Source organism: Klebsiella pneumoniae, assembly GCF_000742135.1.
Classification (GTDB): Bacteria; Pseudomonadota; Gammaproteobacteria; order Enterobacterales; family Enterobacteriaceae; genus Klebsiella; species Klebsiella pneumoniae.
Window position 1 is genome coordinate 5,183,041 of sequence record NZ_KN046818.1, and the last position, 20,984, is coordinate 5,204,024.

Consider the following 20,984-nt stretch of genomic DNA (forward strand, 5'->3'; position numbering starts at 1 on the left):
ATCGCCTAATCGAAGAGAATCGATGTGAAAGTACTAACTGTATTTGGCACGAGGCCGGAAGCCATCAAGATGGCGCCTCTGGTCCATGCGCTGGCAAAGGATCCTCATTTTGAGGCGAAAGTATGCGTGACCGCGCAGCATCGGGAGATGCTCGATCAGGTGTTGAAACTTTTCTCTATTGTCCCGGACTACGATCTCAACATCATGAAGCCGGGGCAGGGGCTGACCGAGATCACCTGTCGCATCCTTGAAGGGCTGAAGCCGGTGCTGGAGTCGTTTAAACCCGACGTGGTGCTGGTGCATGGCGATACCACCACCACCATGGCGGCGAGCCTGGCGGCGTTTTACCAGCGGATACCGGTGGGTCACGTAGAGGCCGGCCTGCGCACCGGCGATTTAAGTTCGCCGTGGCCGGAAGAAGGCAACCGTACGTTGACCGGCCATCTGGCGACATACCATTTCGCCCCCACGGAAACCTCGCGGCAGAACCTGCTGCGGGAAAATATTGCCGACAGTCGGATCACGGTCACCGGGAATACGGTCATTGACGCCCTGTTCTGGGTGCGGGATCGGGTGCTGGGTGATGAAGCGCTACGGGAGACCCTGCTGCAGCGCTATCCTTTCATCAGCCACGGTAAAAAGATGATTCTGGTTACCGGCCACCGGCGGGAAAGCTTTGGGCTCGGTTTTGAACAGATCTGCCAGGCGCTGGCCGAGATAGCCCATACCCACCCTGAGGTGCAGATTGTCTATCCGGTTCACCTGAATCCTAATGTCAGCGAGCCGGTGAATCGTATTCTTGGTCATATTGACAATGTGATGTTGATTGAACCGCAGGATTACCTGCCGTTCGTCTGGCTGATGGATCGCGCCTGGCTGATCCTGACCGATTCCGGCGGCATTCAGGAAGAGGCCCCCTCGCTGGGTAAGCCGGTGCTGGTCATGCGCGATATGACCGAACGTCCGGAAGCGGTGGCCGCCGGCACCGTGTGTCTGGTGGGCACCGACAGCCAGCGCATCGTCGCGGAAGTGACGCGACTGCTGGAGGATGATGCTGCATACCAGGCGATGAGCCGCGCGCATAATCCCTATGGCGATGGCGAAGCATGTCGTCGCATTTTGTCTGCACTTAAAAATAATCAGGTAACGCTATGAGTTTTTCTACCATTTCAGTGATTGGCCTTGGCTATATCGGGCTGCCAACCGCTGCCGCGTTCGCCTCCCGGCAGAAGCGGGTGGTCGGCGTTGATGTTAATCAACATGCCGTGGAGACCATTAACCGTGGAGAGATTCATATCGTGGAGCCAGATCTGGCGAGCGTGGTGAAGACCGCGGTCGAGCAGGGGTATTTAAGCGCCACCACCACTCCGGTGGAGGCGGATGCTTACCTGATTGCCGTGCCGACGCCGTTTAAAGATCGCCACGAGCCGGATATGGTGTTTGTCGAGTCGGCCGCCAAATCCATTGCGCCGACGTTAAAGAAAGGGTCGCTGGTGATCCTCGAGTCCACCTCACCGGTCGGGTCGACCGAACAGATGGCCGAGTGGCTGGCGGAGATGCGCCCGGATCTTAGCTTCCCCCAGCAGGTGGGTGAAGCGGCGGACGTGAATATCGCCTACTGCCCGGAGCGGGTATTGCCCGGTCAGGTGATGGTCGAGCTGATTAAAAACGACCGTGTTATCGGCGGCATGTCGCCGGTCTGCTCCGCTCGCGCCAGCGAGCTGTATAAAATCTTCCTTGAAGGCGAATGCGTGGTGACCAACTCGCGCACCGCCGAGATGTGCAAGCTGACGGAAAACAGCTTCCGCGACGTCAACATCGCTTTTGCCAACGAACTGTCGCTGATTTGCGCCGACCAGGGGATTAACGTCTGGGAGCTGATCCGCCTGGCGAACCGCCATCCGCGCGTCAATATCCTGCAGCCGGGCCCGGGTGTTGGCGGCCACTGTATCGCCGTCGACCCATGGTTTATCGTGGCGCAAAACCCGCAGCAGGCGCGTCTGATCCGCACCGCTCGCGAGGTCAACGACCACAAGCCGGAATGGGTTATCGAACAGGTGAAAGCGCAGGTGGCGGACTGCCTGAATGCCACCAACAAGCGGGCCAGCGAACTGACGATCGCCTGTTTTGGCCTCGCTTTTAAACCGAATATTGACGACCTGCGCGAAAGTCCGGCGATGGAAATTGCCGCGCAGATTGCCCGCTGGCACAGCGGCACGACCCAGGTGGTTGAGCCCAACATTCACGCGCTGCCGAAGAAACTCGATGGACTGTGTACGCTGGCGACCCTTGAGGCGGCGCTGGCCAGCGCCGATGTGCTGGTGATGCTGGTCGATCACAATGAATTTAAAGCCGTTAGCGGCGATAGCGTCACCCAGGCGTTTATCGTCGACACCAAAGGAGTGTGGCGGTGAGAACCATTCTGGTCACCGGCGGCGCGGGCTTCATTGGTTCGGCGGTAGTGCGGGAGATTATCCAGCACACCGCCGATCGCGTGGTGGTGGTGGATAAACTGACCTACGCCGGCAATTTAATGTCGCTGGCGCCGGTGGCGCAGGATGCGCGTTTCGCCTTTGAACAGGTGGATATCTGCGACCGCGCCGAGCTGGATCGCATTTTTCGTCAGCATCAACCGGATACGGTGATGCACCTGGCGGCGGAAAGCCATGTCGATCGTTCGATTGACGGCCCGGCGGCGTTTATCGAGACCAATATCGTGGGCACCTATACGCTGCTGGAGGCGGCCCGTAGCTGGTGGAATACCCTGGCTACGGCGCAAAAATCGGCGTTTCGCTTCCATCACATCTCCACCGATGAAGTGTATGGCGATCTGCACGGCAGCGATGATTTCTTTACCGAGACCACGCCCTATGCGCCAAGCAGCCCCTATTCGGCTTCGAAAGCCAGCAGCGACCACCTGGTGCGCGCCTGGCTGCGAACCTACGGCCTGCCGACGCTTATCACCAACTGCTCAAATAACTACGGCCCGTATCACTTTCCCGAGAAGCTGATCCCGCTGACGATCCTTAACGCGCTGGCGGGCAAGCCGCTGCCGGTGTATGGCAATGGACAACAGATCCGCGACTGGCTGTACGTGGAAGATCACGCCAGAGCGCTGTATCTGGTGGCGACCCGCGGCGAACCGGGCGAAACTTACAATATCGGCGGTCATAACGAACGTAAAAATATCGAGGTGGTGGAAACCATTTGTCAGCTGCTGGAAGAGCTGGCGCCGGATAAGCCGCAGGGCGTGGCGCACTATCGCGATCTGATCGCCTTCGTTGCCGATCGTCCGGGCCACGATCTGCGCTATGCCATTGATGCCTCGAAGATTGCCCGCGAGCTGGGCTGGACGCCGGCAGAGACTTTCACCTCCGGTATGCGTAAGACCGTGGCGTGGTATCTGGCGAACGAGGCCTGGTGGCGTCAGGTTCAGGACGGAAGCTATCAGGGCGAGCGTCTTGGGCTGCAAAGCTAATCATCTCTGGGGGGAATGATGAAAGGTATTATTCTGGCGGGCGGTTCCGGAACGCGGCTACATCCCATCACCCGCGGCGTATCGAAGCAGCTGTTGCCGATCTACGATAAGCCGATGATCTACTACCCGCTGTCGGTATTAATGCTGGCCGGGATCCGTGAGATCCTGATTATCACCACGCCGGACGACCTACGTGATTTCCAGCGCCTGCTCGGCGATGGCTCAGAGTTTGGCATTGCGCTGCACTATGCCGTACAGCCGACGCCGGATGGTTTAGCCCAGGCGTTTATCATCGGCGAAGCCTTTCTTAACGGCGAACCGGCGTGTCTGGTGTTAGGCGACAATATCTTCTTCGGGCAAAGCTTTAGCCCGAAGCTGCGCAGCGTCGCTGCCCGCACGGAAGGGGCGACGATTTTTGGCTATCAGGTGATGGATCCTGAGCGCTTTGGCGTGGTGGAGTTTGATGATAACTTCCGTGCGCTATCGCTGGAAGAGAAGCCGAAGCAGCCGAAGTCGAACTGGGCGGTCACCGGTCTCTATTTCTACGATGGCAAGGTGACGGAGTATGCCAAACGGGTCAAACCATCCGAGCGCGGCGAGCTGGAAATCACCTCCATCAACCAGATGTATCTGGAGGATGGCGCATTGACCGTCGAACTGCTTGGACGCGGCTTTGCCTGGCTGGACACCGGCACCCACGATAGCCTGATCGAGGCCAGCATGTTCGTGCAGACCGTCGAGAAGCGCCAGGGCTTTAAAATCGCCTGTCTGGAAGAGATCGGCTGGCGTAACGGCTGGCTGGACGACGACGGCGTCAAACGTGCGGCGAAGCGGCTGGAAAAAACCGGCTACGGCCAATATCTGCTGGATCTGCTCCGTGCCCGTCCGCGCCAGTATTGACCCCCTGGAGTGGGAGAACCGCTTCTTTGCCGTGAACAGCGCGATCGTGCGCTTTGACGAGCACGCGCCGCGGCTGACGCCTGAGGCGCTGGCGGGGTGGTCGCGAGTGCAGGCGAAGATCGCCGCCAGCGACACCGTCCGGCTGGACGCGCTGCAGCGGCTGGGTTTTCAGCTGGTGGAAGGTGAGGTCGATCTGGCGCTGCCGGTGGGCAGCCCTGCAGATGCCGGCGCAGACGTCGCCGTGGAAGCGGATATTGCGCCGCTGCGCGAGCAGGCGGCGCAGGCATTTGCCATGAGCCGCTTTCGCGCGCCCTGGTACGCTGCCGACGCTAGCGGCCGCTTCTATGCCCAGTGGATTGAAAATGCGGTGCGCGGCACCTTCGATCATCAGTGCCTGATTTACCGCCATCCTGAGGGCGATATTCGCGCCTTTGTCTCCCTGCGGCAGATCACTGCGACCGAAGCGCGTATCGGCCTGCTGGCCGGACGCGGCGCCGGGGCGCAGTTGATGCAGGCGGCGCGGTACTGGGCCGCCTCGCGCGGACTTTCTACACTGCGGGTGGCGACCCAGATGGGCAACACCGCCGCGCTTAAACGTTATATTCTCAGCGGTGCTAACGTGGAAAGCACCGCCTACTGGCTATACAGGTGACCCCCATGATCCCATTTAACGCGCCGCCGGTGGTTGGAACCGAGCTTGATTACATGCAGTCTGCGATGAACAGCGGCAAGCTGTGCGGCGACGGCGGCTTTACGCGCCGCTGCCAGCAGTGGATGGAGCAGCGATTTGGCACGGCAAAAGCGCTACTGACCCCTTCCTGCACGGCTTCGCTGGAGATGGCTGCGCTGCTGCTGGATATCCAGCCGGGCGACGAAGTGATTATGCCCAGCTATACCTTTGTCTCCACCGCCAACGCCTTTGTGCTGCGCGGGGCGAAAATCGTCTTCGTTGATATCCGTCGCGATACGATGAATATCGACGAAACGCTCATCGAAGCCGCCATCACCGATAAAACCCGGGCGATTGTCCCGGTGCATTATGCCGGCGTAGCTTGCGAGATGGACACCATCATGGCCATCGCCGACAAATACAACCTGTTTGTGGTGGAAGACGCCGCACAGGGGGTGATGTCCACCTACAAGGGGCGCGCGCTGGGCACCATCGGCCATATCGGCTGCTTCAGCTTCCATGAAACCAAAAACTACACCGCCGGCGGTGAGGGCGGGGCGACGCTGATCAACGATCGCACGCTGGTGGAACGCGCGGAGATTATTCGCGAAAAAGGCACCAACCGCAGCCAGTTCTTTCGCGGCCTGGTGGATAAATATACCTGGCGGGACATTGGCTCCAGCTATCTGATGTCCGATCTGCAGGCCGCCTATCTGTGGGCGCAGCTGGAAGCGGCGGAGCGCATCAACCAGCAGCGCCTGGCCCTGTGGCAGAACTACTATGATGCGCTGCTGCCGCTGGCGCGCGCCGGGCGTATCGAACTGCCGACGGTTCCGGCCGACTGCGGGCAAAACGCGCACATGTTCTACATTAAGCTGCGTGATATCGAGGATCGCAGCAGACTGATCGCCTGGCTGAAAGAGGCGGAGATCCTCGCGGTATTCCATTACATTCCCCTGCACAGCTGCCCGGCAGGCGAACAGTTCGGCGAATTCCGCGGTGAAGACCGCTACACCACTCAGGAGAGCGAGCGTCTGGTACGCCTGCCGCTGTTTTACAATCTGTCTGTGGTGAACCAGCGGACGGTGATTAACTCGCTGCTGAGCTACTTCTCCTGATATGTCGTTAGCAAAAGCCTCACTGTGGACGGCGGCATCGACGCTGGTCAAAATCGGCGCCGGTCTGCTGGTCGTCAAGCTGCTGGCCGTCTCGTTTGGGCCGGCGGGCGTTGGCCAGGCCGGTAACTTCCGGCAACTGGTCACCGTACTCGGCGTGCTGGCCGGGGCCGGGATATTTAATGGCGTCACGAAGCTGGTGGCGCAGCATCACGACGATCCCCCGCGCCTGAAGCAGGTGGTGGGCACCTCGTCGGCGATGGTGCTTGGCTTTTCCACCCTGCTGGCGCTGGTATTTTTACTGGCGGCGGCGCCGATAAGCCAGGGGCTGTTCGGCCATACGCACTATCAGGGGCTGGTACGCCTGGTGGCGCTGGTGCAGATGGGGATCGCCTGGGCGAATTTCCTGCTGGCGCTGATGAAAGGCTTTCGCGATGCGGCGGGTAACGCCTTCTCGCTGATTGCCGGGAGCCTGATCGGCGTGGCGGCTTACTATGCTTGCTACGTGTTGGGCGGCTATCAGGGCGCGCTGCTGGGGCTGGCGTTAGTTCCAGCGCTGGTGGTGGTCCCGGCGGGTATTATGCTCTGGCGGCGGGGTAATATCCCGCTGAGCGCCCTGCGTCCGCGCTGGGATAACGGTCTGGCGGGACAGCTATCGAAATTTACCCTGATGGCGCTGATAACCTCGGTGACCCTGCCGGTAGCCTATGTGATGATGCGTAATCTGCTGGCGGCGCATTACGGCTGGGAGGCGGTCGGGATCTGGCAGGGGGTTAGCAGCATCTCCGATGCCTACCTGCAGTTTATTACCGCCTCGTTTAGCGTCTATCTGCTGCCGACGCTGTCGCGGCTGAGCGCCAAAACGGATATCACCCACGAGATAGTCAAGTCGCTGAAATTCGTCCTGCCGGCAGTAGCGGCGGCGAGCCTGACGGTCTGGCTGCTGCGCGATTTTGCCATCTGGCTGCTGTTTTCCGATCGCTTTACCGCGATGCGTGACCTGTTTGCCTGGCAGCTGGTGGGCGACGTTTTAAAAGTAGGCGCCTACGTCTATGGCTATCTGGTGATCGCCAAAGCGTCGCTGCGTTTTTATATTCTGACGGAAATCAGCCAGTTCGCACTGCTGACCACATTCTCACACTGGCTTATACCGGCGCACGGCGCGGTTGGCGCGGCGCAGGCATATATGGCCACTTATATTGTTTATTTCGCCCTTTGTAGTGGCGTGTTTTTACTCTGGCGTAAACGGGCATGACAGCACTGATACATGTACTGGGATCGGATATCCCGCATCATAACCAGACCGTACTGCGGTTCTTTAACGACGAACTGGCCGCCGACCCGCAGGCCAGGAGATTTATGATCGTCGGTGATGAGGCCTGCGTGCGTGATGGGTATCCGGCGCTGGACATCACCTGCTATCCGGGGAAGAAATCGCTGGCGCAGGCAGTGATTGCTACCGCGAAAGCCAACCGCCAGCAGCGCTTTTTCTTCCACGGCCAGTTCAATACCGGGCTGTGGCTGGCGCTGTTGAGCGGCGGCATCCGCCCGTCGCAGTTTAACTGGCATATCTGGGGGGCGGATCTGTATGAAAATTCTGCCAGCCTGAAGTTTCGCCTGTTCTATCCGCTGCGCCGTATGGCGCAGGGGCGGGTAGGGCGCGTTTTCGCCACCCGCGGCGATCTCAGCTGGTTCGCTAACCGCCATCCGCGCGTCCCGGGCGAGCTGCTCTACTTCCCGACCCGTATGGATCCGGCGCTGAATACCCTGGCCGATAACGCTCCGCGCGGTGATACCCTGACTATTCTGGTCGGCAACTCCGGGGATCGCAGCAATGAACATATTGCCGCGCTGAAGGCAATCCATCAGCAGTTTGGCGATACGGTAAACGTCATCGTGCCGATGGGCTATCCAGCGAAAAACGACGCCTATATCAATGAGGTTCGCGAGGCGGGGGCGGCGCTGTTTAGCGGTGAGCATCTGCAGATCCTCAGCGAGAAGCTGGAGTTTCATGATTATCTGGCGCTGCTGCGCCGCTGCGATCTGGGCTATTTTCTGTTTGCCCGCCAGCAGGGGATCGGCACCCTGTGTCTGCTGATTCAGGCGGGCATCCCCTGCGTGCTCAATCGGGAAAACCCGTTCTGGCAGGATATGGCCGAGCAGCATGTGCCGGTGCTGTTCACCAGCGACGCACTGGACGTCAGCGTGGTGCGCGAAGCGCAGCGTCAGCTGGCGAGCGTGGATAAATCCGCTATCGCCTTCTTCCGGCCGAACTATCTGACGGGCTGGCGGCGGGCGCTACGGTTAGCGGCGGAGGGGCAGGCATGACGTTAATGCAATTTAGCGGGCTGCTGGTGGTCTGGCTGCTGTCGACGCTGTTCATCGCCACCGCCACCTGGTTTGAGTTCCGTCGGGTACGCTTTAACTTCAACGTTTTTTTCTCGTTGCTGTTTCTGCTGACCTTTTTCTTCGGCTTCCCGCTGACCAGTATTCTGGTGTTCCGCTTTGACGTCAGCGTGGCGCCGCCGGAGATTTTGCTGCAGACGCTGCTGATCGCGGTGTGCTTCTACGCAGTCTACTACGTGACCTATAAAACGCGGCTGCGTTCGGCATCGCGTGAGGTTGCGCATCGCCCGCTGTTTACCATGAACCGGGTGGAAACCCATCTGGCGTGGGGCATTTTGATGGGGCTGGCGCTGCTGTGCGTCGGCATCTTCTTCGCCCACAACGGTTTCCTGCTGTTTAAGCTCAACTCCTACAGCCAGATTTTCTCTGCTGAAGTGTCCGGCGTGGCGTTGAAGCGCTTCTTTTACTTCTTTATTCCGGCGATGCTGGTGGTCTATTTTCTGCGCCAGGATTATAAGGCGTGGATCTTCTTCCTCGTCAGCACGGTGGCCTTTGGTTTGCTGACCTACGCCATCGTCGGCGGGACGCGCGCCAATATTATCATCGCCTTCGCCATCTTTCTGTTCATCGGTATTATTCGCGGCTGGATCAGCCTGTGGATGCTGGCGGCGGCGGGTGTGCTGGGTATTGTCGGCATGTTCTGGCTGGCGCTGAAGCGCTACGGGATGAACGTCAGCGGCGACGAAGCGTTTTATACCTTTCTGTATCTCACGCGCGACACCTTCTCACCGTGGGAGAACCTGGCGCTGCTGCTGCAGAACTACGACAAGATCGATTTCCAGGGTCTGGCGCCGATGATCCGCGACTTCTACGTCTTTATCCCCAGCTGGATGTGGCACGGTCGCCCGACGATGGTGCTCAATACCGCCAACTACTTTACCTGGGAAGTATTAAACAACCATTCGGGGCTGGCGATCTCGCCGACGCTGATTGGCTCGCTGGTGGTGATGGGCGGCGTCTGGTTCGTACCGCTGGGCGCCGTGGCGGTAGGGTTGATTATTAAATGGTTCGACTGGCTGTATGAGCTGGGCAACCGGGAGAGCAATCGCTATAAAGCGGCTATCCTGCACAGTTTCTGTTTCGGCGCTATCTTCAACATGATAGTGCTGGCGCGCGAGGGGCTGGATTCGTTCGGCTCCCGCGTGGTGTTTTTCCTCGTGATCTTTGGTATCTGCTTGCTGGCGGCGAAACTGCTGTACTGGTTCCTGGATAGCGTGGGACTGATTCATAAGCGCGTAAAACCGCTTTCGCAACCGCAAGTCTGAGAAGGATGGACATGACTGGGACCATTTCCGCGCCGTTGTACCTGTTAAGAGGGCTGCAGCTCATAGGCTGGCGCGATATGCAGCACGCTCTGGATTATTTATTTGCCGACGGCGCGCTCCGGGAGGGGACGCTGGTAGCCATTAATGCTGAGAAAATGCTGGCCGTAGAGGATAACCCGGAGGTACGGGCGCTGATTGAGGCGGCGGAGTTTAAATATGCCGATGGCATCAGCGTGGTGCGTTCACTGCGCAAAAAATACCCGCAGGCCCAGGTATCCCGCGTCGCCGGGGCCGATCTCTGGGAAGCGTTAATGCAGCGCGCCGGCGCTGAAGGGACACCGGTGTTTTTGGTTGGTGGTAAACCTGAGGTCCTGGCGCAGACAGAATCCAGGCTGTGTCAGCGCTGGCAGGTGAACATCGTCGGCAGCCAGGACGGTTATTTCACCCCTGAGCAACGCCAGGCATTGTTCGAACGCATTCGCGACAGCGGGGCGAAAATCGTCACCGTCGCGATGGGGTCGCCGCGCCAGGAGATCTTTATGCGCGACTGCCGGCGCCTGTATCCGCACGCGCTGTATATGGGCGTCGGCGGCACTTACGATGTTTTTACCGGGCACGTCCATCGGGCGCCGAAGTTCTGGCAGGATCTGGGGCTGGAGTGGTTCTATCGCCTGCTTTTGCAGCCGAGCCGCATCAAGAGACAGTTCCGTCTGCTGCGCTATTTACGTTGGCATTATTCCGGTAAGCTCTGATATTCCACTGCAACCAGGCGAGTTTGCATACATATTCTGTGTAATCTCTTCACTCGCCTGATACTTTATTTGCCATTTCCGCAAAATTAATTAACCATTCGCAGGCTTCATACGCGCCGGGGAGACCTGCGCGTCGGCAAGGCTATGGTTTCAGTTAATAACAATAACCGGGAGTACCCGGAATACGGCAAACACAAGAGGATATATGACTGAGAAAAAAGCGGAGCTTCAGCGTGGACTGGAGGCCCGGCATATTGAACTGATCGCCCTTGGCGGGACGATAGGCGTGGGGTTGTTTATGGGGGCGGCCAGTACCTTGAAATGGGCTGGGCCTTCCGTGCTGCTGGCGTATATTATCGCTGGCCTGTTCGTCTTTTTCATTATGCGCTCAATGGGCGAAATGCTGTTCCTTGAGCCTGTCACTGGCTCCTTCGCGGTGTATGCGCATCGCTATATGAGCCCCTTCTTCGGCTATCTGACCGCGTGGTCCTACTGGTTTATGTGGATGGCGGTGGGGATCTCGGAGATTACCGCCATCGGGGTCTATGTGCAGTTCTGGTTCCCGGAGATGGCGCAGTGGATCCCGGCGTTAATTGCCGTGGGGCTGGTGGCGCTGGCGAACCTTGCGGCGGTCCGGCTATACGGTGAAATCGAGTTCTGGTTCGCCATGATAAAAGTGACCACCATTATCGTGATGATCGTCGTCGGGCTGGGCGTCATTTTCTTCGGCTTTGGCAACGGCGGCCACTCCATCGGTTTTGGTAATCTCACCGAACATGGTGGTTTCTTTGCTGGCGGCTGGAAGGGCTTCCTGACGGCGCTGTGTATCGTGGTCGCGTCCTATCAGGGGGTGGAGCTCATCGGCATTACCGCAGGTGAAGCGAAAAACCCGCAGGTGACGCTGCGCAGCGCGGTGGGCAAAGTGCTGTGGCGGATCCTGATTTTCTACGTCGGCGCGATTTTCGTTATCGTCACTATCTTCCCGTGGGATCAAATCGGCTCCAATGGCAGCCCGTTCGTACTGACGTTTGCCAAAATCGGTATTACCGCGGCGGCGGGAATTATCAACTTCGTGGTGCTGACGGCAGCGCTTTCCGGCTGCAACAGCGGAATGTACAGCTGCGGACGTATGCTGTACGCCCTGGCGAAGAACCGTCAGCTGCCGGCGGCGATCGGTAAGGTATCGCGCAACGGCGTTCCGTCCGTCGGTGTGGCGCTGTCGATTCTGATCCTGCTGGTGGGCTCCTGCCTGAATTACATTATTCCTAATCCGCAGCGGGTGTTCGTCTATGTCTATAGCGCCAGCGTCCTGCCGGGGATGGTGCCCTGGTTTGTGATCCTGATTAGTCAACTGCGTTTCCGTCGCGTGCATCAGGCGGCGATTGCCAGCCATCCGTTCCGTTCGCTGCTGTTTCCGTGGGCCAACTATTTCACGATGGCCTTCCTGATCTGCGTGCTGGTCGGGATGGGACTGAATGATGAAACCCGCATGTCGCTCTTCGTCGGCATTATTTTTCTGGCCGCCGTCACCCTGATTTATAAGGTGTTTGGCCTCGGAAGACAGGGGCAAGTCAATAATACGGCTGAATAACCGTCAAAACGAACAAAGCATGAGCAAACGATAGTTTTCTTTAAAAAGGCACTAGACAGCGGGGTAGGAAGTCCGTATTATCCGACCCCGCAACGGCGCTAAGCGCCCGTAGCTCAGCTGGATAGAGCGCTGCCCTCCGGAGGCAGAGGTCTCAGGTTCGAATCCTGTCGGGCGCACCATTAACCCGGTGCTGGAGCTGCGGTGGTTTTAATACCGCGTAAAAGGTTTGCAGTGGTGGCTATAGCTCAGTTGGTAGAGCCCTGGATTGTGATTCCAGTTGTCGTGGGTTCGAATCCCATTAGCCACCCCATTATTTGATAGAGTTGTGAATTTGCGAAGGTGGCGGAATTGGTAGACGCGCTAGCTTCAGGTGTTAGTGTTCTTACGGACGTGGGGGTTCAAGTCCCCCCCCTCGCACCACGACTTTAACGAATTGAACTAAAAATTCAAAAAGCAGTATTTCGGCGAGTAGCGCAGCTTGGTAGCGCAACTGGTTTGGGACCAGTGGGTCGGAGGTTCGAATCCTCTCTCGCCGACCAATTTTGAACCCCGCTTCGGCGGGGTTTTTTGTTTTCTGCTGCCGTCCGCCATCTCTTATTTCTCTGATCTTGCTGATAAAAAATCTTCTCTTTGCTTAAGAATACGCGTCAGGAAAACTCTCAATTCATCACTGTGGTAGATGCAATTTCCCCGGATCCTGTGCGATAATAACCGGGTAGATGCTCATTCCATCTCTTATGTTCGCCTTCGTGCCTCATAAACTCCGGAATGATGCAGAGCCGTTCTTACGGTGCTTATCGTCCACTGACAGATGTCGCATTTATGCCTCATCAAACACCATGGACATTACGTTGAGTGAAGCACCCAATTTGTTGTCAAACAGACCTGTTTTAACGCCTGCCCTGATTTCAGCGCAGGCGTTTTTTTCTTTCGGGGATCCGTCAATACGAAGGCGGGGGAGAAGGGCTATCGCCCCGCAGGAGGCGATAGCCATGCCAGGTTATGGCTGAGGATTATTCTGCAGCGTCAGCAGCAGTCCATCGCGGCGCATAGCGGCGGCTTCTTCCGGCTGATGCAGGCGGTCCAGGGCATCCGCCAGCCAGGCGTAATCAAAGGCATCCGGACGCTGCTTAAGCGCGGCGCGGAAGGCGATGCTGGCCTCCTGCCATTCGCCGTGCCGCATCAGCGACTGGCCCAGGGTGCTCCACAGCAGCGGACGGTCGCCAACGGCTTTGATCTGCTGGCGCAACACTTTCTCCAGCTGTTCCGGGTTATTGGTCTTCAGACGCGGGATCGGCATCACCAGACGGTCATCATACTGTTTCTTCAGACCATCAATGATAATTTGCTGCGCGGTATCGTGATCGTCGCTCTCGATGAGGCGCTCGGCCATCGCCACCTGCAGCGGCACCAGCGCCCGCGTTTTACGGCTCTGGTTGCGCCACCATTCGCGTAGTCCTTCGCTGCCGCCATCGGCCAGCGCTTTATCCATCAGGCCAACCCAGGCCAGCTGTTCCAGCGCCGCGCGGTGCGCTTCATCGCCGACGTTAGCTTTCGCCATCGACGGAATGATGTCCAGCAGCGACTGCCAGGCGCCGGTGCGGGTGTATGCCTGTTCGGCGAGGCGCAGCACTTCCGGATGACGCGGGGTAATTTCCAGCAGCTTATCGATGCCATGGCGCGCGGCGTGATTTTCATTACGCGCCAGCTGCAGGCGAACGCGAGTGATTTCCACCGGGATCAGGTCATCGCCCGCCAGCTCGGTGGCGCGCTCCAGATGCTGGTTGGCCCGCGCTTCATCACCGCGCTGCTGAGCCGCTTCCGCCGCCAGAAGATAGTTCACCACCGGCTGTTCGGCGTGATCGGCATTTTTCGCCATCAGCTTCTCAACCTGCTGGTAATCACCTTCCGCCAGTTTGAGCAGCGCCTGTTCGGTTTGCTTACGCGCGCGACGGCGTTTACGGCCGACAAACCAGCCGCGCGTATGCGCCCCGGTGCGGAAAATGCGGCGCAGCAGCCATTCGATGGCGAACAGCACCACCATGGCGAGGATCAGGATGATCACCAGCCCGGTCACGCTGGTCTCGATATTGTAATTATCGGTCTGGATCAGGACGTAGCCCTGATGCCCGGCGATCATCGGGCCAAGCACGATCCCGGCGATCAACAGTGCGAAGAGTAAAAGAATTTTCAGCATGCGTTACTCTCCTTGCGGCGCAGCGGGGGCGGCCGGCGCAGCAGGTGCGGGCGAAGGCGCGCCGCCCGCGGTAACGGCAGGCTGCGCCATCAGGTTGCGCACTCGGGTTTGCATCAGTTTTTCCAGCAACGCCTGACTCTGCAGCGTTTCCGGCACCGTCATGGTAATGCTTTGCTGACTGAGCTTATCCACCTCGTCGAGGAAGGCTTTAGTGGTGGCGTCATCGGTATCATAATAGGCGCGTACCCAGGTCGAGACGTTATCCAGCGACTGTTTCCAGGTCTCTTCCTGATGGCGCGGAACTGCCTGCGCGGCGACCAGCAGGCGAGAGCGAATATTTTCCCGCAGATAGATATCCTGATTCGGCGCCAGCAGCGGGACCGCCGTTTCATCGCGGCGGCGCACGGTGATAAAGCTGTCCATAAAGTTCTGCCAGCTTTTCTGCAGGTTGACGCGCCATTCGCTGATAGAACTGGAAAGCTCATCGCTATCAGCGTCCATCGGCGAATCGTCATCGTTATTATCTGCCAGCCGCAGGTTATCGATTTGGTTCGCCAGCTGATTAACCTTGAGGATCATGCCGTCATAGTCCACCTGGCTTACCGCGGAGAGGGTGGCGATGTCGTCGGTGATCGCCCGGCGGGCGCCGATGAGGCTTGGGTCGTTCATGTCGGCGAGGCTGGCGTCAGCGCTTTTCAGCAGCGCGGCGGCGGTGGTGACATCCTGATCGCTCCACAGCTTACGTCCCGCCAGCTTGACGAGGAAGTCGGCCTGGGCCAGCAGCCAGGTTTTGGCATCGCTACCGGAAATCACCGCCACTTTTTGCTGCAGCTCATCCAACTGTTTGGCCAGCGTCTCCTGCTGGTGTTTGGCTTCGTTTAGCTGGTCGGCCTGCTGTTTGATAACACCTTCCAGTTCACTTTTTTGATTTTCCTGCGCTTTTTGCAGCGCCGCGACCTGGCTTGCTAATTCAGAGGTAGTTGCGTTTTGCCGCGTGGCCTGTTGTTTGTTCAGGCCATACAGGCCGATGCCGGCGGCTATCGCAATGGCGATAGCGATCGCGCTGAGCGCCAGGCTGGTTTTATTGCCTGCCTTCTTCTTCTCAGTGTTCTCTGGCTGTGGTGTGGTCTCCACGGCCTCCCTGGTCTCTTCAACCACGGCGGATTGATTTTGTTGTTCCGTCATTATGGCTTCCAATGTTGAGAGTTATTGTAATGCGCGTAGCAGCGCATCGTTGTCGGCGCTATCGGCAACCTGAATCTCCTGCCAGCCCAGTTCCCGGGCCTGAAGGGCCAGACGTTCGCTGACAACGACAACGCGGCAGTGCAGGAGCCACTGTTCGCGATACCATTGCGGTATTAACGACCATAGCTGCTGCAGCATCTCGCCGCTGGTGACCACCAGCGTGGTGACTCCGCGAGATTGCCAGCGCATCGCTTCTTCTGCGCCATCGTAATGTTTTGCACTACGTTGATAACATTCACAAAATGTGACCCTGGCGCCGCGCTCGGTCAGCGTCGCGCCTAAGAGTTCCCGCCCGCCATTGCCGCGTAGGATCAGCGCATTTTTCCCGGCAATGTTTTGTAATTCAGGTAATTGTAGCAAGACTTCGCTAATTTCCCGATCTAACGGGTAATGGATATGCTGCCCACTGACCGTATGCAGGGCCAGCGCCGTCGTGCGGCCAATGGCAAAATAGCGCGGAGAAGTGGGCCAGGGCAGGCCCTGCTGCTGCAGACGGGCATGGGCGAATTCCACCGCATGCTGGGATAGCGCAAATAGCAGATCGTCGGGTCCCAGTCGGGCAAGCGCATCGCCCAGCGCGGGAAGCTCCCTGCCGGGCGTAAATTCTATCAGCGGAAAGCTCCAGGCCACGCGTCCCATGGCCCGCAGACGGCTGACCAGCGCTTCTCCTTGCGGTAGTGGACGAGTGACCAGGATGCTCATCGCGGGGCTTCTCCATCATAAACCGCCGCGAGAATCTCGCGGGCGCCATTATCCAGAAGCTCTTCCGCCAGCGAGATGCCGAGGGCTTCCGCTTGTTCCGCTGGCCCGCGTCGTTCGCCGCGCACCAGCTGTGAACCATCCGGAGCGCCAACCAGCGCCCGCAGCCACAGTTCCCCGTCCTTCAGTTCCGCATAGCTGCCGATCGGCACCTGGCAGCCGCCTTCGAGGCGGGTGTTCATCGCCCGCTCGGCGCGCACGCGCACCGCCGTTTCCGTATGGTTGAGAGGCGCTAACAGCCCCTGGGTCCATGCATCATCAAGACGGCATTCGATGCCGACCGCGCCCTGGCCGACCGCCGGCAGAGATTGCTCAGGCGACAGCGGCTGGCGAATACGCGCTTCCAGCTGCAGACGCTTCAGGCCGGCGGCGGCGAGGATGATGGCGTCGTACTCGCCGTTATCCAGCTTACTCAGCCGGGTACCGACGTTACCGCGCAGAGAGCGGATCGCCAGATCCGGACGGGTGGCGGCCAGCTGGCACTGACGGCGTAAACTTGACGTGCCAACGACGCTGCCGGCCGGCAGTTCGTCAATCGAGGCATAGCGATTGGAGACAAACGCGTCGCGCGGATCGTCGCGCTCGCAGATAGTCACCAGCCCCAGGCCCTCCGGGAATTCCACCGGCACATCTTTCATCGAATGGACGGCGATATCGGCGCGCCCTTCGAGCATGGCGAGCTCTAACTCTTTCACAAATAAGCCTTTGCCCCCCACCTTTGCCAGCGGAGTATCAAGGATGACATCCCCGCGCGTGACCATCGGCACCAGCTCGACCTTCAGTCCGGGATGCGCTTGTTCCAGGCGCGCTTTAACATACTGCGCCTGCCATAGCGCAAGCGGGCTTTGCCGTGTGGCAATTTTCAAAACTTTGTCTAACATGCTTGTTACCGTCATTATCGACCACTATCCATCCTAACATTGTTGTCTTACGGATGTTAGTTTTCACGGTTTATGTGGGAGGTGGCTCCGGCCCACTCTTTTTTAACCTTTCATGCGCGTGGCGGTTGCCGGAGGCGTAGTGAGGAATTTACAGGTAATAAACGGTGCTACACTTGTATGTAGCGCATCTTTCTTTACGGTCAATGAGCAAGGTGTTAAATTGATCACGTTTTAAACCATTTGTCAGTCCGCTGCTCATCACAACCACACCGACGACGAATGGTGACGGTTTTTGTTGAAATACTGAAATCCTCCGTACTATTGTACCTCGGGTTTTTGAACATCAGGCGATATGTCTTGTACCTCTATATTGAGACACTGAAACAGAGACTGGATGCCATCAACCAATTGCGCGTGGATCGCGCGCTTGCTGCCATGGGACCCGCTTTCCAGCAGGTTTACAGTCTACTGCCAACGTTATTACATTATCATCACCCGCTGATGCCGGGTTACCTTGACGGTAACGTTCCCCGTGGCATTTGCCTCTACACGCCTGATGAAACCCAACGCCACTATCTTGAAGAACTGGAACTGCATCGCGGTATGCAGACTCAGGAGCCGCCGAAAGGCGAGCTGCCGATCACCGGCGTCTACTCGATGGGCAGTACTTCCTCCGTCGGCCAGAGCTGCTCTTCCGATCTTGATATCTGGGTATGTCACCAGGCCTGGCTGGATAGCGAAGAGCGTCAGCTGCTGCAGCGAAAATGCAGCCTGCTTGAGAGCTGGGCTGCCTCGCTCGGCGTGGAAGTCAGCTTCTTCCTGATCGACGAAAACCGTTTCCGTCATAACGAAAGCGGTAGCCTCGGCGGCGAAGACTGCGGTTCGACCCAGCATATCCTGTTGCTTGATGAGTTCTACCGCACCGCGGTGCGCCTCGCCGGCAAGCGTATTCTGTGGAATATGGTGCCGTGCGATGAAGAAGAGCATTACGATGATTACGTGATGGGGCTGTATGCCCAGGGCGTGCTGACGCCTAACGAATGGCTCGATCTCGGCGGCCTCAGTTCGCTGTCGGCGGAAGAGTACTTCGGCGCCAGCCTGTGGCAGCTGTATAAAAGTATCGACTCCCCCTATAAAGCGGTGCTGAAAACGCTGCTGCTGGAAGCCTACTCCTGGGAATACCCCAATAACCGCCTGTTAGCGAAAGATATCAAACAGCGTCTGCACGACGGGGAGATTGTCTCCTTCGGCCTCGACCCGTACTGCATGATGCTGGAGCGCGTGACCACCTATCTGCAGGCCATCGAAGATGAAACCCGCCTCGATCTGGTGCGCCGCTGCTTCTACCTGAAAGTTTGTGAAAAACTCAGCCGCGAACGCGCCTGCGTCGGCTGGCGTCGCGAAGTCGTCAGCCAGTTGGTGAATGCCTGGGGCTGGGACGAAAAGCGTCTGATGATGCTCGACAACCGCGCCAACTGGAAAATCGATGAAGTGCGCAAGGCGCACAACGAACTGCTCGACGCCATGATGCAGAGCTATCGTAATCTGATCCGCTTCGCGCGGCGCAATAACCTTAGCGTCTCCGCCAGCCCGCAGGATATTGGCGTGCTGACCCGTAAGCTGTATGCGGCCTTTGAAGCGCTGCCGGGGAAAGTGACGCTGGTAAACCCGCAAATTTCGCCGGATCTGTCGGAACCGAACCTGACCTTTATCCACGTGCCGCCGGGCCGCGCCAACCGTACCGGTTGGTATCTGTACAACCGCGCGCCGGACATGGAATCGATCATCAGCCATCAGCCGCTGGAATATAACCGTTATCTTAATAAGCTGGTGGCCTGGGCCTGGTTTAACGGCCTGCTGACCTCACGCACCCGCCTGTTTATTAAGGGCAACGGCATCGTCGATCTGGCGAAGCTGCAGGAGATGGTGGCCGACGTGTCGCACCACTTCCCGCTGCGCCTGCCGGCGCCGACGCCAAAGGCGCTGTACAGCCCGTGCGAAATCCGCCACCTGGCGATTATCGTCAACCTCGAATATGACCCAACCGCGGCCTTCCGTAACCAGGTGGTGCACTTCGATTTCCGTAAGCTGGATGTTTTCAGCTTCGGCGAAGAGCAAAAATGCCTGATCGGCAGCGTCGACCTGCTGTATCGCAACTCGTGGAACGAAGTGCGTACGCTGCACTTTAACGGCGAACAGGCGATGATCGAGGCGCTGAAAACGATCCTCGGCAAAATGCACCAGGACGCCGCGCCGCCGGACAGCGTGGAGGTGTTCTGCTATAGTCAGCACCTGCGCGGCCTGATCCGCACCCGCGTGCAGCAGATGATCTCCGAATGTATCGAACTGCGTCTCTCCAGTACCCGCCAGGATACCGGGCGCTTCAAAGCGCTGCGCGTCTCCGGCCAGACGTGGGGGCTGTTCTTCGAGCGGCTTAACGTTTCGGTGCAGAAGCTGGAAAACGCCATTGAGTTCTACGGCGCTATCTCGCACAACAAGCTGCACGGGCTGTCGGTGCAGGTGGAAACCAATCACGTTAAGCTGCCGGCGGTGGTGGATGGCTTCGCCAGCGAAGGGATTATTCAGTTCTTCTTTGAAGACGCGGATAACAACGACAGCGGCTTTAACATCTATATTCTTGATGAGAGCAACCGCGCCGAGGTCTATCATCACTGCGAGGGCAGTAAAGAGGAGCTGGTGCGCGACGTCAGCCGCTTCTATTCGTCATCGCACGATCGTTTCACCTACGGCTCCAGCTTTATCAACTTCAACCTGCCGCAGTTCTATCAGATTGTCGAGGTAGACGGGCGCACCCAGGTGATCCCTTTCCGCACCCAGGCGATTGCCGCTGCGATACCCACCAGCCAGGACGTTACCGCCTCGCCGGTGCTGCAGCAGCGCTACTCGTAGATTTGGCCCGGATAAGGCGTGAGCCGCTATCCGCAGATATTCCCTGCTGGCGCTGCGCTTAGCAGGGCTACGGTTCTAAGTCGTCGGGTCGCCCGGATAAGGCGCGATGCGCCGCTATCCGGGAAACACGTCATTAACGGAACTTCACCGTCTCACCGGCCTGCTGGCTCGCCGCCTGCTCCAGCAGATCCCAGAAGGTTTCGCCGCTGCGATCGCAGATCCACTCGTCGCCTTTGAGATCGAAGTGATAGCCGCCCTGTTTGGTGGCCAGCCACACCTGGTGCAGCGGCTCCTGACGGTTAATAATGATTTTGCTGCCGTTTTCAAAGCTGATGGTCAGCACGCCGCCGTTGATTTCGCAGTCGATGTCGCTATCGCCGTCCCAGTCGTCCAGACGTTCTTCGATGGTCATCCACAGGCTATCGGCCAGGCGATGGAATTCACTGTCGTTCATAATTTGATTCTGCTTTTTTGATTTTTGAAGATGGGTCGCAGTATAGCGCGAAACAAAAGCGCGCGCAGTCGGATGCTAAAGGCTTGCTTTTACGTCTTCTCCTGCGATGATAGAAAGCAGAAAGAATGAATCACGGGCAACTATCAATGAAAAACGTTTTTCCTACGCTTGCCGTTTTGTTTGCGATCTTCAGCCTGACCGGCTGCGGTCTGAAAGGGCCTCTCTATTTCCCACCGGCGGACAAAACCGCGCCGCCGCCGACCAAACCGGTTAACCCTGGCATTCAGAGCGCAACGCCGGATCGTAACGATCGTGGCGATACCGGTGGTCCGAGCCAGGTCAATTACTAACGATAACGTTC

The 20,984-nt window shown here is 58.3% G+C and carries 18 protein-coding genes and 4 tRNA genes; 17 read left to right on the forward strand and 5 right to left on the reverse strand.

Annotation, left to right across the window (positions count from 1 at the left end):
- The first annotated feature begins 24 nt into the window (after positions 1 to 24).
- From wecB to DR88_RS01460, 15 genes are all read left to right on the forward strand, one after another.
- Positions 25 to 1,155 carry a non-hydrolyzing UDP-N-acetylglucosamine 2-epimerase gene (wecB, locus tag DR88_RS01530; RefSeq protein ID WP_002883297.1) on the forward strand — a complete coding sequence of 377 codons (1,131 nt, stop codon included), beginning with the start codon at positions 25 to 27 and terminating at the stop codon, positions 1,153 to 1,155.
- The gene (gene wecC, locus DR88_RS01525) at positions 1,152 to 2,414 is read left to right on the forward strand and encodes a UDP-N-acetyl-D-mannosamine dehydrogenase (protein ID WP_002883302.1); all 1,263 of its coding nucleotides are present in this window, start codon (positions 1,152 to 1,154) and stop codon (positions 2,412 to 2,414) included. Before wecB ends, wecC begins: the two co-directional genes overlap by 4 nt.
- A complete protein-coding gene (gene rffG / locus DR88_RS01520) occupies positions 2,411 to 3,478 on the forward strand; it encodes a dTDP-glucose 4,6-dehydratase (RefSeq protein WP_002883303.1) in 1,068 nt (355 codons plus the stop codon). The genes wecC and rffG overlap by 4 nt, the downstream gene beginning before the upstream one ends.
- Positions 3,479 to 3,496: 18 nt before the next feature.
- Entirely contained in the window at positions 3,497 to 4,378 is an 882-nt protein-coding gene (gene rfbA / locus DR88_RS01515; RefSeq protein ID WP_002883307.1) for a glucose-1-phosphate thymidylyltransferase RfbA, read from the forward strand.
- Positions 4,356 to 5,030, forward strand: a complete 675-nt coding sequence (gene rffC / locus DR88_RS01510; RefSeq protein WP_004146507.1) for a dTDP-4-amino-4,6-dideoxy-D-galactose acyltransferase — start codon at positions 4,356 to 4,358, stop codon at positions 5,028 to 5,030. The genes rfbA and rffC overlap by 23 nt, the downstream gene beginning before the upstream one ends.
- Before the next feature lie 5 nt (positions 5,031 to 5,035).
- Entirely contained in the window at positions 5,036 to 6,166 is a 1,131-nt protein-coding gene (rffA, locus tag DR88_RS01505) for a dTDP-4-amino-4,6-dideoxygalactose transaminase (protein WP_002883310.1), read from the forward strand.
- A 1-nt stretch (position 6,167) separates the two neighbouring features.
- Positions 6,168 to 7,418, forward strand: coding sequence for a lipid III flippase WzxE (gene wzxE / locus DR88_RS01500; RefSeq protein WP_004150424.1), 1,251 nt, complete (start codon positions 6,168 to 6,170; stop codon positions 7,416 to 7,418).
- Positions 7,415 to 8,491, forward strand: a complete 1,077-nt coding sequence (locus DR88_RS01495) for a TDP-N-acetylfucosamine:lipid II N-acetylfucosaminyltransferase (protein WP_004150425.1) — start codon at positions 7,415 to 7,417, stop codon at positions 8,489 to 8,491. The genes wzxE and DR88_RS01495 overlap by 4 nt, the downstream gene beginning before the upstream one ends.
- Positions 8,488 to 9,834, forward strand: a complete 1,347-nt coding sequence (wzyE, locus tag DR88_RS01490; protein WP_004146500.1) for an ECA oligosaccharide polymerase — start codon at positions 8,488 to 8,490, stop codon at positions 9,832 to 9,834. Before DR88_RS01495 ends, wzyE begins: the two co-directional genes overlap by 4 nt.
- A gap of 11 nt (positions 9,835 to 9,845) precedes the next feature.
- On the forward strand, positions 9,846 to 10,586 hold the full coding sequence (gene wecG / locus DR88_RS01485; RefSeq protein WP_025861859.1) for a lipopolysaccharide N-acetylmannosaminouronosyltransferase: 741 nt from the start codon (positions 9,846 to 9,848) through the stop codon (positions 10,584 to 10,586).
- Positions 10,587 to 10,791: 205 nt separating this feature from the next.
- On the forward strand, positions 10,792 to 12,177 hold the full coding sequence (gene thrP, locus DR88_RS01480) for a bifunctional threonine/serine APC transporter ThrP (RefSeq protein WP_002883322.1): 1,386 nt from the start codon (positions 10,792 to 10,794) through the stop codon (positions 12,175 to 12,177).
- A gap of 102 nt (positions 12,178 to 12,279) precedes the next feature.
- Positions 12,280 to 12,356, forward strand: a tRNA-Arg gene (locus DR88_RS01475).
- A 55-nt stretch (positions 12,357 to 12,411) separates the two neighbouring features.
- Positions 12,412 to 12,487 (forward strand) — tRNA-His (locus DR88_RS01470).
- Between the two features lie 23 nt (positions 12,488 to 12,510).
- A tRNA-Leu gene (locus tag DR88_RS01465) sits at positions 12,511 to 12,597 on the forward strand.
- Positions 12,598 to 12,639: 42 nt separating this feature from the next.
- A tRNA-Pro gene (locus DR88_RS01460) sits at positions 12,640 to 12,716 on the forward strand.
- Between the two features lie 461 nt (positions 12,717 to 13,177).
- Here the strand turns inward: DR88_RS01460 and hemY are convergent.
- The 4 genes from hemY to hemC are packed head-to-tail and all read right to left on the reverse strand — an operon-like array spanning position 13,178 to position 17,259.
- Positions 13,178 to 14,374: a protoheme IX biogenesis protein HemY gene (hemY, locus tag DR88_RS01455; RefSeq protein ID WP_004150428.1), complete on the reverse strand. Its 1,197-nt coding sequence runs from the start codon at positions 14,372 to 14,374 to the stop codon at positions 13,178 to 13,180.
- A 3-nt stretch (positions 14,375 to 14,377) separates the two neighbouring features.
- Positions 14,378 to 15,559 carry a uroporphyrinogen-III C-methyltransferase gene (gene hemX / locus DR88_RS01450; RefSeq protein ID WP_004150429.1) on the reverse strand — a complete coding sequence of 394 codons (1,182 nt, stop codon included), beginning with the start codon at positions 15,557 to 15,559 and terminating at the stop codon, positions 14,378 to 14,380.
- Between the two features lie 21 nt (positions 15,560 to 15,580).
- On the reverse strand, positions 15,581 to 16,321 hold the full coding sequence (gene hemD / locus DR88_RS01445) for a uroporphyrinogen-III synthase (protein ID WP_002883380.1): 741 nt from the start codon (positions 16,319 to 16,321) through the stop codon (positions 15,581 to 15,583).
- A complete protein-coding gene (gene hemC / locus DR88_RS01440) occupies positions 16,318 to 17,259 on the reverse strand; it encodes a hydroxymethylbilane synthase (protein WP_032444001.1) in 942 nt (313 codons plus the stop codon). Before hemC ends, hemD begins: the two co-directional genes overlap by 4 nt.
- 357 nt (positions 17,260 to 17,616) lie before the next feature.
- Between hemC and cyaA the strand changes: the two genes are divergently transcribed.
- The gene (gene cyaA, locus DR88_RS01435; RefSeq protein ID WP_002883383.1) at positions 17,617 to 20,169 is read left to right on the forward strand and encodes a class I adenylate cyclase; all 2,553 of its coding nucleotides are present in this window, start codon (positions 17,617 to 17,619) and stop codon (positions 20,167 to 20,169) included.
- A gap of 133 nt (positions 20,170 to 20,302) precedes the next feature.
- Here cyaA and cyaY read toward each other — a convergent pair whose 3' ends face one another.
- Positions 20,303 to 20,623, reverse strand: coding sequence for an iron donor protein CyaY (cyaY, locus tag DR88_RS01430; RefSeq protein ID WP_002883389.1), 321 nt, complete (start codon positions 20,621 to 20,623; stop codon positions 20,303 to 20,305).
- A 146-nt stretch (positions 20,624 to 20,769) separates the two neighbouring features.
- Between cyaY and lptM the strand changes: the two genes are divergently transcribed.
- Positions 20,770 to 20,973: an LPS translocon maturation chaperone LptM gene (lptM, locus tag DR88_RS01425; protein ID WP_002883392.1), complete on the forward strand. Its 204-nt coding sequence runs from the start codon at positions 20,770 to 20,772 to the stop codon at positions 20,971 to 20,973.
- Positions 20,974 to 20,984 lie beyond the last annotated feature (11 nt).

Excerpts from the sequence above, each read along its gene's own strand:
- wecC (WP_002883302.1), top strand. The coding sequence starts at position 1,152 with ATGAGTTTTTCTACCATTTCAGTGATTGGCCTTGGCTATATCGGGCTG.
- rfbA (WP_002883307.1), top strand. The coding sequence starts at position 3,497 with ATGAAAGGTATTATTCTGGCGGGCGGTTCCGGAACGCGGCTACATCCC.
- rffA (WP_002883310.1), top strand. The coding sequence starts at position 5,036 with ATGATCCCATTTAACGCGCCGCCGGTGGTTGGAACCGAGCTTGATTAC.
- wzxE (WP_004150424.1), top strand. The coding sequence starts at position 6,168 with ATGTCGTTAGCAAAAGCCTCACTGTGGACGGCGGCATCGACGCTGGTC.
- DR88_RS01495 (WP_004150425.1), top strand. The coding sequence starts at position 7,415 with ATGACAGCACTGATACATGTACTGGGATCGGATATCCCGCATCATAAC.
- wzyE (WP_004146500.1), top strand. The coding sequence starts at position 8,488 with ATGACGTTAATGCAATTTAGCGGGCTGCTGGTGGTCTGGCTGCTGTCG.
- wecG (WP_025861859.1), top strand. The coding sequence starts at position 9,846 with ATGACTGGGACCATTTCCGCGCCGTTGTACCTGTTAAGAGGGCTGCAG.
- thrP (WP_002883322.1), top strand. The coding sequence starts at position 10,792 with ATGACTGAGAAAAAAGCGGAGCTTCAGCGTGGACTGGAGGCCCGGCAT.
- hemY (WP_004150428.1), bottom strand. The coding sequence starts at position 14,374 with ATGCTGAAAATTCTTTTACTCTTCGCACTGTTGATCGCCGGGATCGTG.
- hemX (WP_004150429.1), bottom strand. The coding sequence starts at position 15,559 with ATGACGGAACAACAAAATCAATCCGCCGTGGTTGAAGAGACCAGGGAG.
- hemD (WP_002883380.1), bottom strand. The coding sequence starts at position 16,321 with ATGAGCATCCTGGTCACTCGTCCACTACCGCAAGGAGAAGCGCTGGTC.
- hemC (WP_032444001.1), bottom strand. The coding sequence starts at position 17,259 with ATGTTAGACAAAGTTTTGAAAATTGCCACACGGCAAAGCCCGCTTGCG.
- cyaY (WP_002883389.1), bottom strand. The coding sequence starts at position 20,623 with ATGAACGACAGTGAATTCCATCGCCTGGCCGATAGCCTGTGGATGACC.
- lptM (WP_002883392.1), top strand. The coding sequence starts at position 20,770 with ATGAAAAACGTTTTTCCTACGCTTGCCGTTTTGTTTGCGATCTTCAGC.